General features: G+C 54.8%; 13 protein-coding genes. 9 read left to right on the forward strand and 4 right to left on the reverse strand.

Translation table 11 applies throughout. From position 1 onward, the window contains the following. Entirely contained in the window at positions 1–1,254 is a 1,254-nt protein-coding gene (locus EKM85_RS05440; RefSeq protein ID WP_225418939.1) for a glycoside hydrolase family 27 protein, read from the forward strand. 618 nt (positions 1,255–1,872) lie between these two features. Here EKM85_RS05440 and EKM85_RS05445 read toward each other — a convergent pair. Then, positions 1,873–2,994: an NAD(P)-dependent alcohol dehydrogenase gene (locus EKM85_RS05445; RefSeq protein WP_125585263.1), complete on the reverse strand. Its 1,122-nt coding sequence runs from the start codon at positions 2,992–2,994 to the stop codon at positions 1,873–1,875. A gap of 212 nt (positions 2,995–3,206) precedes the next feature. Between EKM85_RS05445 and EKM85_RS05450 the strand changes: the two genes are divergently transcribed. From EKM85_RS05450 to EKM85_RS05485, 8 genes are all read left to right on the forward strand, one after another. Then, positions 3,207–3,431: a hypothetical protein gene (locus EKM85_RS05450; RefSeq protein ID WP_125585264.1), complete on the forward strand. Its 225-nt coding sequence runs from the start codon at positions 3,207–3,209 to the stop codon at positions 3,429–3,431. A 400-nt stretch (positions 3,432–3,831) separates the two neighbouring features. Continuing rightward, positions 3,832–5,676 carry a BglG family transcription antiterminator gene (locus EKM85_RS05455; RefSeq protein ID WP_379881947.1) on the forward strand — a complete coding sequence of 615 codons (1,845 nt, stop codon included), beginning with the start codon at positions 3,832–3,834 and terminating at the stop codon, positions 5,674–5,676. After that, positions 5,669–6,124, forward strand: a complete 456-nt coding sequence (locus EKM85_RS05460) for a PTS sugar transporter subunit IIA (protein ID WP_125585266.1) — start codon at positions 5,669–5,671, stop codon at positions 6,122–6,124. The genes EKM85_RS05455 and EKM85_RS05460 overlap by 8 nt, the downstream gene beginning before the upstream one ends. Positions 6,125–6,143: 19 nt before the next feature. Further along, entirely contained in the window at positions 6,144–6,470 is a 327-nt protein-coding gene (locus EKM85_RS05465; protein WP_125585267.1) for a PTS fructose transporter subunit IIB, read from the forward strand. A 43-nt stretch (positions 6,471–6,513) separates the two neighbouring features. Further along, on the forward strand, positions 6,514–7,614 hold the full coding sequence (locus EKM85_RS05470; RefSeq protein ID WP_125585268.1) for a PTS fructose transporter subunit IIC: 1,101 nt from the start codon (positions 6,514–6,516) through the stop codon (positions 7,612–7,614). A 76-nt stretch (positions 7,615–7,690) separates the two neighbouring features. Further along, a complete protein-coding gene (locus EKM85_RS05475; protein WP_125585269.1) occupies positions 7,691–10,315 on the forward strand; it encodes a glycoside hydrolase family 38 N-terminal domain-containing protein in 2,625 nt (874 codons plus the stop codon). A 7-nt stretch (positions 10,316–10,322) separates the two neighbouring features. Next, on the forward strand, positions 10,323–11,195 hold the full coding sequence (locus tag EKM85_RS05480) for an ROK family protein (protein ID WP_125585270.1): 873 nt from the start codon (positions 10,323–10,325) through the stop codon (positions 11,193–11,195). Between the two features lie 222 nt (positions 11,196–11,417). Beyond that, positions 11,418–11,888 (forward strand): DUF1307 domain-containing protein, encoded by a 471-nt coding sequence (locus EKM85_RS05485; RefSeq protein ID WP_125585271.1) that lies wholly within the window; start codon positions 11,418–11,420, stop codon positions 11,886–11,888. Positions 11,889–12,025: 137 nt separating this feature from the next. On the opposite strand, the gene EKM85_RS05490 is transcribed toward EKM85_RS05485, so the two are convergent. The 3 genes from EKM85_RS05490 to EKM85_RS05500 are packed head-to-tail and all read right to left on the reverse strand — an operon-like array spanning position 12,026 to position 15,498. Beyond that, a complete protein-coding gene (locus EKM85_RS05490) occupies positions 12,026–12,952 on the reverse strand; it encodes a DUF7916 family protein (RefSeq protein WP_125585272.1) in 927 nt (308 codons plus the stop codon). A gap of 51 nt (positions 12,953–13,003) precedes the next feature. Then, positions 13,004–14,173: a GNAT family N-acetyltransferase gene (locus EKM85_RS05495; protein ID WP_125585273.1), complete on the reverse strand. Its 1,170-nt coding sequence runs from the start codon at positions 14,171–14,173 to the stop codon at positions 13,004–13,006. Between the two features lie 56 nt (positions 14,174–14,229). Further along, complete coding sequence (locus tag EKM85_RS05500; protein ID WP_125585274.1) at positions 14,230–15,498, reverse strand: PTS sugar transporter subunit IIC; 1,269 nt, start codon at positions 15,496–15,498, stop codon at positions 14,230–14,232. Between the last annotated feature and the right edge of the window lie 60 nt (positions 15,499–15,558).

The following is a 15,558-nucleotide window of genomic DNA, read 5'->3' on the forward strand; positions in this document are numbered from 1 at the left end:
ATGGATAATTTTCGGCAGTGGACCCCGCACGCGCCCATGGGTTGGAATAGCTGGGACTGCTTCGGCGCCTCGGTGACCGAAGCCGAGGTCAGGGCCAACGCGGATTACGTTGCTGGGCGCCTTAAACCCTTCGGCTATGAATACATTGTGGTGGACATCCAGTGGTACGAACCACAGGCGAATTCCTGGGCGTATCATCAGTTCACCGACCTAGCGATGGATGACGAGTGTCGGCTGATCCCGGCCGCGAGCCGGTTTCCGTCGGCGGCTGACGGCGCGGGTTTTGCGCCGCTGGCTGCGTACGTCCACCAGCTGGGTCTGAAGTTCGGCATCCACCTGATGCGCGGGATCCCGCGCCAGGCGGTGCACCAGAATCGCACCTTTGCCGGTGGCCGTTATGCCGCCCGCGATGTGGCTGCGAATAACATCTGCCCGTGGAACAGCGACATGTACGGGCTGGACATGACGCAGCCCGGCGCGCAGGTCTACTACGACCAGCTGATGGCGCTGTATGCAAGCTGGGGCGTGGATTTTCTCAAGGTCGACGACATCTGCGACTCGCGCCTGTACGGCATGTTGCAGCCGGAGATCCAGGCCATTCGGCGCGCCATTGATCAGACCGGCCGGCCCATGGTCTTAAGCCTCTCACCAGGCCCGGCTGATATTGAAAAGGGGGCCTTCCTGCAGCAAAATGCCAACATGTGGCGCCTGACGGACGACTTCTGGGATACCTGGGACCAGCTCAAGGCGATGTTCCCGGTCGTGGCCAAATGGGCGCCGTTCGTGCGGGAAGGCAACTGGCCAGACCCAGACATGCTGCCACTGGGGGCAATTCGCCAGCGCGCCCGGGAAAAGGACCCGACCCAGCCGCGGTCTCGCTTCACCAAGGCCGAAAGCCAGACGATGCTGACGCTGTGGTCGCTGCTGCGGGCTCCGCTGTTTCTGGGCGGCGATCTGACCTACGGCGGCGAAGAAGAGGCGCTGTTCACGAATCCGGCGTTGCTAACCATGCGGCAGACGCTTCAAGACGCCTGGCAGGAGGCGGCAGATGACACTACCGTTGTGTGGCGGGGGATTAGCGCCGACCAGCAGTACCTGGCGGTGTTCAACCTCACTGACAAGGCCACAGCGCTCGCTGCCAGCATGCAGCTGCCAGCAGCGGCCCGTTCGGTGTGGCAGCCGGCCGCTGGTGCCAAGGCACTCATCCCTGCGCACGGAGTTGGCTTGTGGGCGTTTGCGCCGGCGACCCGCTGAGCGGCGCCTTGCCGAGTCGTTTTAGTTGTCAGGGGAAAGGGCCCATCGTAGAATGACATTAATCGTTGAGCATAGTTTGTCACTCAGCGATGTTTCTTCCTCGTACGTGAGCGATGCTCAGAATCGCTTCGGTCCTCAAAGCGGTTTTGATTTGGGTCACTGGTTGGCGGGCCGGTGGCTCTTTTATGGTGCAAAGGGGCGACGACTTTAGCCCGACGGCTAGCCTAGATCCAAGCATTGCCGCTGTACTTTAGCGGCGAGGCTTGGGGCGTAGCTAGCCGCTCGGGCGTTGTCGCCCCGGTGCCCGATTGAGCCAAGGTGCAAAGGGGCGACGGTTTTAGCGAGATGGGTAGCGTAGCACGGCGCCTTGAAGCCGCTTTTGGCTTCAAGGTGCAGAGCCTAGCTAGCCACTCCCGCGTTGTCGCCCCGGCGCCCGATTAAGCCAAGGTGCAAAGGGGCGACGGTTTTAGCCCGACGGCCAGTGAAGCTGCCAAGGCCCGGGCGCACTGATGGTAGGCCACTTAGGCAAAAGGCCCAATGCAGGCCGGCTGCCACATAAAAAAAGTCCCGGCACTGCAGGAATTTTGCAGCGCTGGGGCTTCTTTTGTCAGCATGACGTTATTCGCCTGGCTTGTAGTCCTCGTCAATGACCAGTACCGGCTTGATGGTCTTGCCGGAGCGGGAATCGGCGTTGGCCTCGTTGATCTGGTCGAACTTGTAGAACTTCTCGGTCTTCGGGAAGTCGAACATGCCCATCTTGTAGAAGGCGATCAGGCGCGGAATGTCGATTTGCGGGATCGAGTCGCCCATGTTGACGCCGACGATCTTCTTGTCGTCCACGCACAGGTCGTTCCAGGTGTCGACGTCAATGTGGTGCGGGGTCACGGCGATGGTCGCCGTGGTGCCGCCCTGCGCCAGGACCTTGATGGAGTTCTCCATGACGGCGGTGACGCCGGTCGTGTCAACGGCCCAGTCCACGCCGTGGCCATCGGTCAGGTCCTGCACGGCCTTGACCACGTCAACGTCCTTGGAGTTGATGACGTCGGTGGCGCCGAGCTCCTTGGCGAGCTGCAGGCGGGAATCCACGATGTCGATCCCGATGACCTTGACGCAGCCGGAAATGCGGCCGGCCATCATGGCAGCCAGGCCCACGGCGCCGGTGCCGAAGACGGCAATCGTGTCGCCAGGCTTTGGCTTCAGCGTGTTCAGCACAGTACCGGAGCCGGTGACGTAGCCGCAGCCCAGCGGGCCGAGGGTGCGCAGGTCGAGGTCCTTGTCGACCTTCACGGCGTTGCGCTCGCGGACGACAGTGGTGGTCGTGAATGAGGACTGGTCGAACATGTCAGCGACGTGGTGGCCATTTTCGGTGAAGTGGCTGGAGCCGTCCGGCCGCACGCCGGACAGGTTGTTGTGCGCGTAGTTCTCACACTGCGTCGGGATGCCCTTCAGGCAGGACTTGCAGTTCCCGCACGCGTAAAAACTCAAAACAACGTGATCGCCGGGCTTGAATTGGGTGACCTCCGGGCCGACCTTCTCGACGATCCCCGAGCCTTCGTGGCCCAGGACGATCGGGTAGTCGATCACGGCGTCGCCAATGCGCAGGGCTTCATCCGAGTGACAGATGCCGCTGGCAACCATGTGGACTTGGATGTCATCCGGGCCCATTTCGGCCAGTTCGACGTCATCTTTGATCTCGAAATCCGCGTTTTGCTTCTCTACAACAGCTGCTTTGATCTTCAAATTACCCACTCCCTTGAGTTGTCATTTGGAACACTGATCATTATTTCACAAGTTTTTAGAAATGTGAAGCGCTTTCAGAAGCGCGATCTGCCAGCGGTATTCGGCGTTAAATTGAAATTAGCTTATACTAAATTGGAAAGCAGTATCGACCAATCCATGGTACCTCGTAATAAATCCGGGACTTAGCTAATCTAAACTGCTTTAGGTGAAATATGAAAACCGTTGAAACATTTTTCCACAAATACAGTGGCCTGACCGCGCTGGCACTAGTTCTGATTGCCGTGCTGGTCCCGAGCGCGGCCAACCTCGTCTTTGCGTTTCTGATTATCTTTCTGGGGATCACAGCGGGCTATTGGTGGTTCCAGAAGAACATCTTGAATTCGTCAATTTACGCATTAGCAATGATCGTCCTGCTGTTTTACATCAGCAAACGATAGTGGCAACGTTACATTCAGTCATTCAGCCTTCATATTACCCACAACAGGCGCCTAAAACGTGCGAGCCCGCACCGTTTAAAGCGCCTATTTGATTACTGTGGGTGATCGAGCACCATTTGCTTTGGCGGGTGATTCGTAAATGTCCTCGAGTAGCAGCGGCGCAGAAGCTGCAGCACCAAGGCAGTCCATGCAATGAGTACAGCCACCCAGGACATCTTTCAGTAAGTACACTATCTCCTAATGTACTTTATTGAGCTTAACGGATGTAATCGGTTCCAATAAGATGGGGTTGTAAAAGTTAGGAGTGATAAATTTGGCGCCAAATAATTCACCGCGAACTCTTACAAAGAAAATCATTCAATATCTCCTATCTAAGCCCGAGGTTCATTATCAGGACTTGATGGATTACCTAGGCATCTCACGGAAAACCGTTGCGAAGTACTTAGACCGAGCGGCCGCGGAAGTGGCCCCCCTGGGCATCAAGTTGATCCGCAAACGTGGGCAAGGGATTCACCTTGCCGGGAATACGGATAAACTACTGGCGGCTTTTCCGAGCAACGTCGGCAAAGTCGATGATGAGACGCGGCGGCTGCAGCTCCTTAGCACGTTGATCACTGCTAAGCAGCCGATGTTGCTGGCAGATTTAGCCGATCACTTCTTCGTCAGCAAGAGTACCTTGGAGCGAGATTTGCGCCAGCTCAAGTCGGAATACGGTTTGAAGCTGCAAACGACGGCGGCGGGCGTTCAGTTCGCTGCCTCGGAGGCCGATGTGCGGACGCTGATGGGCAAACTGCTTCAGCACTACTGGGGGCAGGAAGTTCATCAGGATCAAACCGGTTCGATCACGCGCACATTTGAGGTGCCAGCCTCGCTCAGTCAGTACGTGGATAAGAGTATTTTGGACAAAACTCAGGCGGTGCTTAGCCGCTTCATCAACACCTTGAGCACACAAGTTAACGAGTACGAGTACGAATCTTTGCTGATTCATACCACGATTGCCCTGCAGCGCATCAAAAACGGCGAGTATGTGACGCATGCCGCAGTCGCCGCTGGTGCTGGGACGGCCTTGTCGCCGAACACGAAGCGGCTGGTCAAGATGCTGAGTGAGGCCTTTGATCTGCCGATCCCGAAAGATGAAGCTGTTTACCTGAACATGCATGTGGTCGCAATCGAAGACGGCTACATCAACTTGAATCAGGGCGGCCTGGTCGATCAGGATCTGACGGCATGGCTACGGTTGCACTTGGGCGGTTATGATGACACCCTGCTGCGGAACTTGGCCTTGCACTTACGGCCGGCGCTGGTGCGGGTGAGCCATGGCATCTCCATTACCAATCCGTATCGCGAAGACGTGAAGAAGAACTTTCCCATGGCCTTTCAAGCAGCGCTGGACTTGACCGTGGCATTGAAGAAGAAGACGCAGTTGACCTTGTCCGAAGATGAGATCGCTTACCTAGCCTTACACTTTCAATCCTTTTTTGAACGGCGCCACGGCGCCGATCAAGATGTCCGGATCGCGATCGTTTGCAGTACCGGTTATGGCACTGCAGAGCTGCTCAGGCAGCGCGTGAAAGACAAGTTTCCTGAGATGGAAGTCACCGCGACCTTGTCGGTGAATGAACTGATGCACACGCAGGTCGATGCGGACATTATCATTTCCACGATCCCGCTGAAAATGAATGATTCACGGGTGATCCAAGTGAGCCCATTCCTGAATGATCAGGAAATGACGTTGCTTGGTAAGCTCGAGAAAAATATCCGTAAAAGCAAATATGCGAAACACGCCTTCCTGAATATGTTGTCACCGGCGACCACGATTGTGAATGTCAAGTGTGGCACGAAGAAGGCGGCCATCAATGACCTGACTGCGGTCCTCGAGCAGGCCGGCTATGTCGACCACGACATGGCTGAGTCAGCCTTGGCCCGCGAGGCCTTAGCATCAACGGTGATCGGCAATTGTGCGATCCCGCACGGTGACATGAAACACGTCGTGAAACCAGCAATCGGGCTTCTGACATCCAAGTCGGGGATCCCGTGGGACGGCGAGCGCGTCCATGTGGTGTTCTTCGTCGCCCTGAACAAGAGTGTCGAAGCCAAGATGGACGATATATACAGCTATTTTTATGAATTAATTCAAGACCCTGGCCGCATGCGCCAACTTGGCGATGCAACAACGCTTGAAGATGTGACCCATAGCATCCAAGACAAAACACCAGGCAAAGAGGGGACAATGCAAAATGACTGATATTTTTGATCGACACTATATCTTTCTAAACGAGGACTTCAAGAATCGTGAAGAAGCCTTCGCGTTCATCGCGAAGAAGGCGGTGGCCTTGGGGTTTGCCGATGATGAGACGGCGGTGAAAGCCGCGCTTGATCACCGGGAAGCCGAAGCCTCAACCGGTCTTCAGGATAGCATTGCGATCCCTCACGCCATTACCAAAGCAATCAAGCAACCGGCAGTGCTGTTTGTTCGGTCTGCCCACGGCATCCCAGGTTGGGAGACAATGGACGATCAGGCAGTGACTCAGATTATTGCCATGCTTGTTCCTGAGGGCAGCTCAGAGCAGCACTTACAAACGTTGTCTGATTTCTCGGCCGCGTTGATTGAGGAGAAGGAGCGGCAAGCGCTTGCTGCCAGCAAGACCCCTGACGAGGTTTACGCGGTATTAACGGGTCAGAAACAAAATTAGTCATGAAGGAGTGATTCTTATGGATTTCGTTGCGATTACATCATGCCCAGCTGGCTTGGCGCACACGCCAATGGCCGCGAAGGCATTGGAAAAGGCTGCAGACGAACTCGGTTTGAAGGCAAAGGTTGAACAGCAAGGATCAATGGGGCTGAAGAACGAGATTACCCCAGAAGAAGCTCAAAGCGCTAAGTTCTTAATCATTGGCTCTGACCAGAAGATTGAAAAGATGGACCGCTTTAAGGGTATCCCAACGGTGCGGGTCGATATCAATACTTGCATCAAGAAGCCCAAGGCCGTGATCGACAAGGTCAGCAAAGCCGTTGCCGCGCGCGAGGCAGCTAAGTAAGTTTATGAACGTCATTATTGAATTAAAATAGGGGGTTAATGCCATGAGAAAGCTATTGGCAGAGTGGAAAGGGTACCTGATGTCAGGTATCTCGTATATGCTACCTGTTGTCATTGGCGGGTCATTGGTTGTTGCCGTTCCGAAAATCATTGGTTTGATTTTCGGGATCACCGACTACACGCCATATAAGTCCGGTTTTTGGTTCTACATGAACGAAATTGAAAATGTTGGTTGGATTGGGATCGGCCTGATCTGCCTGGTCCTGGGCGGCTACATTGCCTATGCGATCGGTGATAAAGCAGGCTTGGCGGCTGGTTTTATCGGCGGCCAACTTGCCGCTAACACCAACATGGGGTTCCTGGGCGCCTTGGTCGCTGGCTTCCTGGCCGGCTACACCGCACGCTGGTGCAAGAACCACATCCACGTTGGTGAAAAGTACGAATCCATCATGCCGCTGGTCATTGTGCCATTGATTTCGACCATGGTCGTGGCGATCGTACTGGGCGTACTGCTGAAGGGTCCGCTCACTTGGATCAATGTTTCGCTGGTGGCCTGGATCAAGGGCATGAGCACCAGCAATGTATCCACCGTCACCTTGGCGCTGATCATGGGTGCCATGATCGGGACCGACTTGGGTGGTCCGGTCAACAAGGCCGCTTGGATGGCTGGTAATGTCCTGCTGGCTGAAAAGATTTACATGCCAGCGATGATCGCGAACGTTGCGATTGCTGGGATTCCGCTGGGCTACGCCGTTGCAACGACCCTGTTCAAGAACCGGTTCTCCCCAGAGTTCCTGGATACCGGTCGGTCTGACTGGTTCATGGGCTTTGTCGGGATCACCGAAGGCGCGATTCCGTTCACCTTGGTCAATCCGTTGAAGCTGACCCCAATCAACATGATTGCCGGGGCTGCCGGTTCGGCCAGTGCGGTTGCACTGGGCGCAACTGCTCACATTCCACCAGTTGGTGGGATCTACGGGTTCATTTCCTTGCAAAATGGCTGGGCCTACCTGGTTGGTCTAGCGGTTTGTGCCTTGGTCATCGGGATCTTGGCACCACTGGCGGTCGATTTCCGCGATACGAAGAGCGAGGATGACACCACGAGCGCAGAAGAGGACGACATTAAGCTTGATTTCCAGAACTAACGGTTAGTTGCATGGAGGGCCGCACGATGGTGAGTTCACCTAACTGCGGCCTTTATTGTTGAAAAGGGAGACAGATATGACAGAAGCTCATTTTGTAAATCACACGCATTGGGACCGAGAGTGGTACTTCACGACAGAGGACGCTCAGGTGTTGAGCGATCAGCTCTTCTCCGACGTCCTGAAGGAACTGGAGGCCCACCCGGCGGTCAACTTCACGCTCGATGGTCAAGCTTCCATTGTCGACGAGTACTGTGCGATGCATCCTGAAGCGCCGGCGCGCATCCGCAAGCTGGTGGCCCGTGGTCAGTTGTTCATCGGCCCGTGGTACACCCAAACGGATGCGATGATCCCGGATGCTGAGTCAATCATTCGTAACCTGGTCATCGGGATCTTGGATACGCGGCGGCAGTATGGCCAGCCGATGATGATTGGGTACCTGCCTGATACCTTTGGCTTCAATGCACAGCTGCCGATGCTGCTCAACCAGGTCGGGATCCACGACTTTATTTTCTGGCGTGGCACGAACTTCAAACGCCAGATGAATTCGGTCTACTTCAAGTGGCAAGGTCTGGGCAATAACCGGGTGTACGCGGCGAACTTCCCGTTTGGGTATTACACTGGCCAAATCGCAGTGGACTCCAAGAAAGACCTCAAGAGCTTCGTCGAAAACCGGCTGGACCAAGGCATCGACTTTGAAGCCGAGCACGGCAATAACGATCCGGTGCTGGTTCCTTCTGGGATCGACCAGATGAACATCGTCCACAACCTTGAGGATACGCTGGCCAAAGTCAATCAGTACAGCCACAACCATGTCTTCATCAGCAGCTATCCCGCCTTCATGAATACGCTGCGGCAGCGCACTGATCTGCCAAGTTATCAGGGCGAGTTGCGCTTACCGACGTATTCGCGGGTCCACCGGACGATCGGGTCAGTCCGTTCGCAGTTTAAGCGTGACAACTTCCAGCTGGAACAGCTGATCCTTAAGCGGGTCGAGCCGCTGATCGTGATCGCGCAGCGCTGCGGCATCGATCTGTCGACCGGCGTGGCCCTGAGGCTGTGGAAGAAACTGCTGGAATGCCAGCCGCATGATACTCTTGGGGGCAGCATTTCCGACAATGTGGCCGAAGACGTCGCGCACCGATTCAAGGAAGGCTTCGAGATCGCAGAAGGGCTGGAAAATTATGCCAAGAAGCGGATCGCGCAGCGGCTTGACCTGACACCGCACCAGTTGCTGGTCTTTAACCTGACACCGCGACCATTTGCCGGCTACAAAGATGTACTGATCCTGGCGTCGAGCAAGCGGCTGCACTTTGCGCCAAAGTACAAGGCGACCATTATCGCCAGCGAGAAAGTCGCAAAACGCGAGCACATTATGCAGCAGACTACCAAGGGCTTTGAGTTCAAGGATGAGCCAGCCTACTACAAGTTGACCGTTCGGCTCTGGTGCCAGTTTGATGGCTTGGGCTATCAGGTCATCGCCTTCGATGAAAAGGCGGCTCGCGCCCTGCCGGAATTCAAGTCTGTAAGTGGCGAGACGATCAAGAATAACACCTGGCAGGTGACCTTCAAGAATGGTCAATTTAGCGCAAAAGCAGCAGACAAGACCTATGCCAACGTGCTGAGTATCCTTGATTCTGGTAATGATGGTGATACCTATGATTATTCGCCACTGCGCGGTGACAGTGAGAAGTCCTTACCGTTGACGGGTGAACTCACGCACCAGCAAGTCGGGGAAACCGACCAGCTGATCCTCAAGGGGACCTGGCAGCTGCCGAAGACGCTGGCGGACCGCACGGCGGCCAAGCCGGAACTGATGGCCGTGCCTTACACCCTAAGTTTGAGCCTCAAGGCTGGCAGTCCGGTCCTTGACGGCAAGTTGGTCGTCGATAATCAAGCCTACGATCACCGGCTGCGGCTTCAGCTGCGGACCGGCTTTAAGACCGATGCTGCATTGGCGAAGATTCAAGGCGGCTTCCACGAAACGAAGAATCTGCCGATTGCTGCCGATTGGGAGAAAGAATTCGTGGAAAAGCCGGTCAATTTGTACGACTTTGACAAGATCGTCGGGATGCACAATCAAAGGCATGGCCTATTCTTGATGGCCAAGGGGATGAAGGAGTACGAGCTGCTGGATGGCAGTGTTGCCGTCACCCTGATGGCGACCACGGGTCAGCTGGGCAAGCCGAACTTGTTGTGGCGGCCAGGCCGCGCCTCTGGGGACACCACCAGTATCGGCCATGTCATGACGCCGACGCCGCTGGCCGAAGAGCTGGGTGAGAATACCTTCGAGTTCGGCTTGACAGCGACGGGCAAGGTCGATGAACTGGCGCTGGCCAAAACGGCTGAGCGCTGGCTCGAGCCGAGCGTTGGCTATCAGCTGCAAACCTTGAACCTGTTTATCAACCGGCTGGACAATAAGCTTTGGCCGCTGGAGTTTGACGAAGGTCTGCCGGCGATCAAGGCCACGGAGACGTTCTTGCAGTTTGATCCCTCAGTAACGATTTCCGCCCTGTATCCGGCTTACACCGTCGATCATGCCGTGGTCTTGCGCCTGGCTAACCAAAGCGCTAAAGCCATAGACGTGACGCAGCTGCTGAAGGCCGGCTGGCTTGCCGCCAATGCGCTGGAGGAGGTCTGCGAAGACCAGACAAAGCTCCAGATTGGCGCCTACGATATGGTCACCTTGATTCGGAAGGGATGAAGCGAAAATGACCACTTTTGGCAGTATTGAAGCCGGTGGGACTAAGTTTGTCTGCGCGGTTGGCGATGAGTCGCTGACCACCAAGGACCAGACGGTGATTCCAACGACGACCCCGCAGGAAACCTTGCAGCGCTGTGTGGATTATTTTCAGGCTCATCCAGTCAATGCACTGGGTATTGCCTCGTTTGGGCCGCTGGGCCTGAACCCTGCCTCGTCTGATTACGGGTATATCACCACTACCCCGAAGCCGGGCTGGCAGCACACCGATTTTCTCGGCCTGATGAAGCGCAGCTTGAACATTCCAATGGCCTGGACAACCGATGTAAATGGGTCAGCGTTTGGCGAGTACACCGCGGCTCAGCGCCAAGGTGAGGCACTCGGCACGCTGGTCTACTATACGATTGGTACCGGCGTTGGTGCCGGGATCGTCAATGACGGCAAGTTCCTGGGCCGGCTTGGCAATCCTGAAATGGGGCACGTGTATGTGCGCAGGCATCCGGATGATCTTGATTTTGCCGGTATCTGCCCGCGCCACGGCGATTGCCTGGAAGGGTTGGTCTCCGGGCCGACCTTTGAGGCGCGCCTGGGCCGTAAAGGTGAAACAGTGTCGTTAAGTAATCCAATTTGGGACATCATGGCATATTACGTCGCGCAGGCCGCCTTGCAGACGACCATGACGCTGCGGCCCAACAAGATCGTCTTCGGTGGTAGTGTGGCCAGTGAAGGCTTCCTCGAAAAGGTGCGGCCTGCGTTTGCCAAGCTGATGAATGGTTATGTCACCGTGCCACCACTTGAGCATTACATTGTCACACCACTGGTGCCGAATAACGGCTCCGCGACATTAGGCGACTTTGCCATGGCGCGGGATGCGTTGAAGTAAGCACATTAAGGAAGCACCCAGTTGATCTGAAAGATGAAGTCATGTTAGCTCCCACCAAGGGGTTGGCATGGCTTTTCGCTTGGCGTGAAACGGTATGGTTCACTGACCGCGCTAGCTGACGTTTCGAATCGCGGTTGCGTCACTCCCATTAAAATATTATGATAAAGCATACTTCGTCGCGATATTTCGCGGCGCAATCTGGTTCATTAAAGGAGCACATTCATGAAAAGAATCCTCAAAGCACTGGTGGCAGCGGTCGCCGTTCTCAGCCTCACTGTCCTGGCCGGATGCACGTTGTTTGAGCAGAAGACCACGCTGGTCAACACGCAGGTCGCTGGCGCCAAGGCCACGATGATCTACTACACCAAGCACAACTCGGATAAGGTGCTGCAGCAGAAGCTGATCAACGAAAACGACATGGTCAAGCTGCTGGGGACGAAGAAGAAGACCATCATGGATGCGGCCTACAAAGAAATGAAGAAGTCCGTCAACAGCTACAAGAATCTGAAGGGTGTGACGACCAAGGTGTCGCGCAACGGCAACACCGTTACCCAGGAGGTGTTGATCGACTACACGAAGGTCGACATGAAGAAGCTGAAGAAGGCGCAGGGGCTGGACGCCAGCACCCGCAACACCGTCAGCTTGAAGGACTCCGTCAGCACCCTGAAGGCGGCTGGGTTTAAGAAGCAGTAACGGAACGGGGAAAGTCAGGCCATTAGCCGACTGTTATCGCGTTAGGTGGATTGAATAATATCGTCAGCCTAGAAAACAAAGAGAACCTGTAGTCGGCGTGATGCGCTGACTGCAGGTTCTTTTATTGGCGTTTAGGACTAACGGTTAATGGAACGGGCCATCCGCTCAATGGTGTGGCTGATTCCACGGACGGCGCGACTGAGCGCGAAGATGTTCTCAAGTGGCGACTCGTTCGTCCAGGCGGCATCGCCCATGTGCTGGATATCGACACCGCATACCTTATTCCGCACCGCGATGTTTTCGATGTAATGGGCGCCGGCCCCTTCTTGACTAGTTCCGATGGTGCTCATGACGAGTGCGTGCGCGATATGCGCCTGTTTGACGATGCCTTCCATGTCGGCGTCGTTCCACCCTGGGACGGTGCCAACAGCTGGGACTAGGATCACATCCGCACCAGCCTCGAGGAATTTGGCGACAGCATCTGGCGAGGCTACAGGTTCATCAACGCCTGAGCCATGCATCTTACCGGCAATTACCAGACCGGAGAAGAGCTGCTTTGCGAGTTTGACGTTCTCAGCGATTTGATCGTTGGTGACGCCGCTGCCTGGATTGCCAGTCAAGCAGATAAAGTTGAAACCAAGTTTTTCTGCTTCACGGAGAGATTTCATGCTGGCGGTTCGGCCCTCCGGCACAACGGCGCGAGTCTCGTTCATTTTTGCTAACGGGTCAACTGGTTCAAGGTTAACCCCAATTGGGCGGCCGACCAGGCGCTGTAAGTGACGAATGATGGAACCATCACGGTGCACCTTGGCGGAGCCAAGATCGTTCTCGTTGTCGTAAAGTCCGACAATTAGTGGATTGAAGACGTCGAAAAGATTGAGCAGAATCAAGTCGGCGCCAAATGCGGCGGCTACTTCTGAGGTCGAGATGTCATCCATTACGGCCTGAGTGACGACGTTTTCGCTCAGAATAACACGGCCCTCGCTAGCGCGGATACTGGTTTTGAGCTCGGCAGCATTCATTGCTAGCATTTCGGAGCTTTTGGCGCTGATCAATCTTTTCATAGTCGGTAATCCTTTCAGTAAAATCACAAGTTGCGAGCGGCAGTGACTAGTTTAAAAATAATCCTGGAATATGGGTGGGGTTTGCACAAACCCTTGATCTAAAGCTGCTGCTGTGGAGTTAGGCAATTCGACTTCGCCTGTCATAATCAGGCGTGAAAGAGGTGTGGCGCCGAATGCTGCTTTGGTCAGAGCTTGAATCGTTATGGCCTTGTCCGCCGTGTCGCTAAGCTTAGTTACGGACCCTTGGCCAGCGTGGATGGTGAGACGCCAAGTGCCTTGGTTGGCTGCTAGGTTTGCATCGGTGACGGCAAAAGTAACTGGTGTTAGCTCATCAATGGAATAAGGGTAACGGGTCAAAAAGTCCGCCAGGTCGACGATTCGCGCCATCATGTAAGGATGGGACTCTGCCTTCAGCTGAGCTGGCTCGGGTAGCAAGTCTCCTCGGTACCGCGAGTCGGGATCATCAAAGGCAATGGTGTGAAAAGTGTTTCGGGTAGAAGCGATAAACTCCAGCAGGTGCTGGTAGGCCATCGCCGTCTGGGTAATTACCTCTTTGACGAGGATGGTGCCGCCGTCACGCTCGTAGGCGATGTAGCCTTCGGGGACACCGTTCGCTGAGCGATAGACGGCAACGTCCCAGTTACGCTTCAGTTGAAGATAGTGCCACCACCAGGCTGGCCGCTTCATCCCGCCGGCCATATTGTCGGCTTGCGCCTCGTAGAGCGGGCGAATGGTTGGCAGCGCTTCAGCCCACGTCAGCCGCTCGACTTCACCGGTGCGGAATTTAGGATGGCAGGCAGGCATTTGCTCGTTAGAGATCTGGTAGACCATGTGATTAAAGACCTGTTCATAGCCATAGCGCCGGTAGTATGCGTAAGAGAAAGGTGATAAGTAGGCAAGCGTGACACCTTTTTCAAGCATTTCCTCAAGTGAGGCTTGAAGAAGTGAGCCGGCGCCACCAAGCCCAGATGCCTCAGGGGCAGACATGACGTCGCCGATGCCGTTCATTCTATAATCGACGCCGTGAAAGTTAATGGTAAAGGGTAGATTGTAGAGGCCACTGACCAGCTTTTTACCGCGTTTGCGGCCGTAGATCCAGCCGTGATCGTACCGGTAGTCAAAGAAGGCGCGGCGTTCCGGTGAATCGGTACCGTTGAAGCAGAACAGGTACAGCTGGTAGAAGGCGTCTCGGTCTTGAGCCGTTAACCGATAATTTGACAAGAAAAGACCCGCTTTCTATTTAGTAACTTCATCATAGGTTCAGTTGCGTCAGGAAGCTAGCCCTGGTTGGCTGCTTCTGCTGCAGCATCATCAGCGTCGCCCTTTTCTTTTGCCAGCATTTGCTTTTCAGCAACCTTGAAGAATGGGTAGTAGCCCGCACCGGCAATGACGAGCTCGATTGCTGACCAAACAGCAGCACGCCAGTCCCAACCAGTGGCCATTAGCGGGCCGATGATTGGCGGCATCGTCCAAGGCACAACGGCTGATGGTGCGCTGACCCAACCTATCGACATCAGGATATAGGTGGAGATGGTCAGAATGATCGGAATAACGATGAATGGAATCATCGTGAGCGGGTTCATCACGATTGGAAAACCGAAAATCACGGGTTCGTTGATTTCGAACAAAGCAGATGGGAATGCGAGGCGCCCGAGTTCCTTGTAAGTCTTGGACCGGCTGAAGATCATTAGTGCAACTAGCGTGATCGTTGCACCAGTACCACCAACATTAACGAACAGGCTGGAGAAACCAGCCGCTGTGATGTATGGCAGTGGCTGGTGGTTGGCAAGCGCAGTACCGTTCGCGGCAACAAACTGCAGGAAGATGGGATCAGCGATCCCTTCAAGCGTCATATCGCCGTGAATCCCGCAGACCCAGAGAACGGAGACCAACACTTCGTAAACCAAGATACCTGGCAGAGAATTCATCGCGAACAAGAGCGGGTGGAAAATGCTCTGGATGACTTGGTTGATGTCAATGCCAAGAGGCTCGCGAACGATCCAGAACAGCAGGAGAATGACAAAGCCAGGAAGCAGGGCGATAAAAGAATTCGAAACCGCAGCGGGCACGCCATCGGGCAGTTTGATGACGATGTGGCGTTTGATAAAGAAGGAGAAAATCAAGACAGTAACGAAGGCAGTAATAATGGCAGTGAACAGACCCGTCGACGAGAAGTTGTCGACGCTTAGAACGTGCTTGTCATCAAATGACAGAATGACGAAGGCCATTGTTGCTAGGCCAGCTCCGGACAGGGCATCGACGTCAAGCGCCTTAGAAAGTTCATAGGCAATGCCGATCACGGCGAGAAGCGAGATGATGCCAAACGAGCCATTGACCGCAACGTTGATCATATTCTCGTAGGGCTTAATGAAGTTAAGCCAAGCGGTAATGGGAATGTTGCCCAGAATCAGGAAGACAGAACCGCTAATAATGGCGGGTAGTGTGAGCACAAGACCATTACGAATCGAGACGAGGTATTTATTATTGCCAACCTTCGCCATCGGTGGCATGACCTTGGTTTGAAGCCAGTCCATGAAGTTATTCATTGTTGCCACTCCTTTGAGTTATTTAAATACAGCCAAAGCATAAAGCGCTTACAAATAAAG

The organism is Lacticaseibacillus jixianensis, assembly GCF_003946485.1.
GTDB lineage: Bacteria > Bacillota > Bacilli > Lactobacillales > Lactobacillaceae > Lacticaseibacillus > Lacticaseibacillus jixianensis.

What these genes read in the sequence shown, in the direction of transcription:
- EKM85_RS05440 (WP_225418939.1), top strand. Translation starts at nt 1, where the DNA reads ATGGATAATTTTCGGCAGTGGACCCCGCACGCGCCCATGGGTTGGAAT.
- EKM85_RS05450 (WP_125585264.1), top strand. Translation starts at nt 3,207, where the DNA reads ATGAAAACCGTTGAAACATTTTTCCACAAATACAGTGGCCTGACCGCG.
- EKM85_RS05455 (WP_379881947.1), top strand. Translation starts at nt 3,832, where the DNA reads ATGGATTACCTAGGCATCTCACGGAAAACCGTTGCGAAGTACTTAGAC.
- EKM85_RS05460 (WP_125585266.1), top strand. Translation starts at nt 5,669, where the DNA reads ATGACTGATATTTTTGATCGACACTATATCTTTCTAAACGAGGACTTC.
- EKM85_RS05465 (WP_125585267.1), top strand. Translation starts at nt 6,144, where the DNA reads ATGGATTTCGTTGCGATTACATCATGCCCAGCTGGCTTGGCGCACACG.
- EKM85_RS05470 (WP_125585268.1), top strand. Translation starts at nt 6,514, where the DNA reads ATGAGAAAGCTATTGGCAGAGTGGAAAGGGTACCTGATGTCAGGTATC.
- EKM85_RS05475 (WP_125585269.1), top strand. Translation starts at nt 7,691, where the DNA reads ATGACAGAAGCTCATTTTGTAAATCACACGCATTGGGACCGAGAGTGG.
- EKM85_RS05480 (WP_125585270.1), top strand. Translation starts at nt 10,323, where the DNA reads ATGACCACTTTTGGCAGTATTGAAGCCGGTGGGACTAAGTTTGTCTGC.
- EKM85_RS05485 (WP_125585271.1), top strand. Translation starts at nt 11,418, where the DNA reads ATGAAAAGAATCCTCAAAGCACTGGTGGCAGCGGTCGCCGTTCTCAGC.
- EKM85_RS05490 (WP_125585272.1), bottom strand. Translation starts at nt 12,952, where the DNA reads ATGAAAAGATTGATCAGCGCCAAAAGCTCCGAAATGCTAGCAATGAAT.
- EKM85_RS05500 (WP_125585274.1), bottom strand. Translation starts at nt 15,498, where the DNA reads ATGAATAACTTCATGGACTGGCTTCAAACCAAGGTCATGCCACCGATG.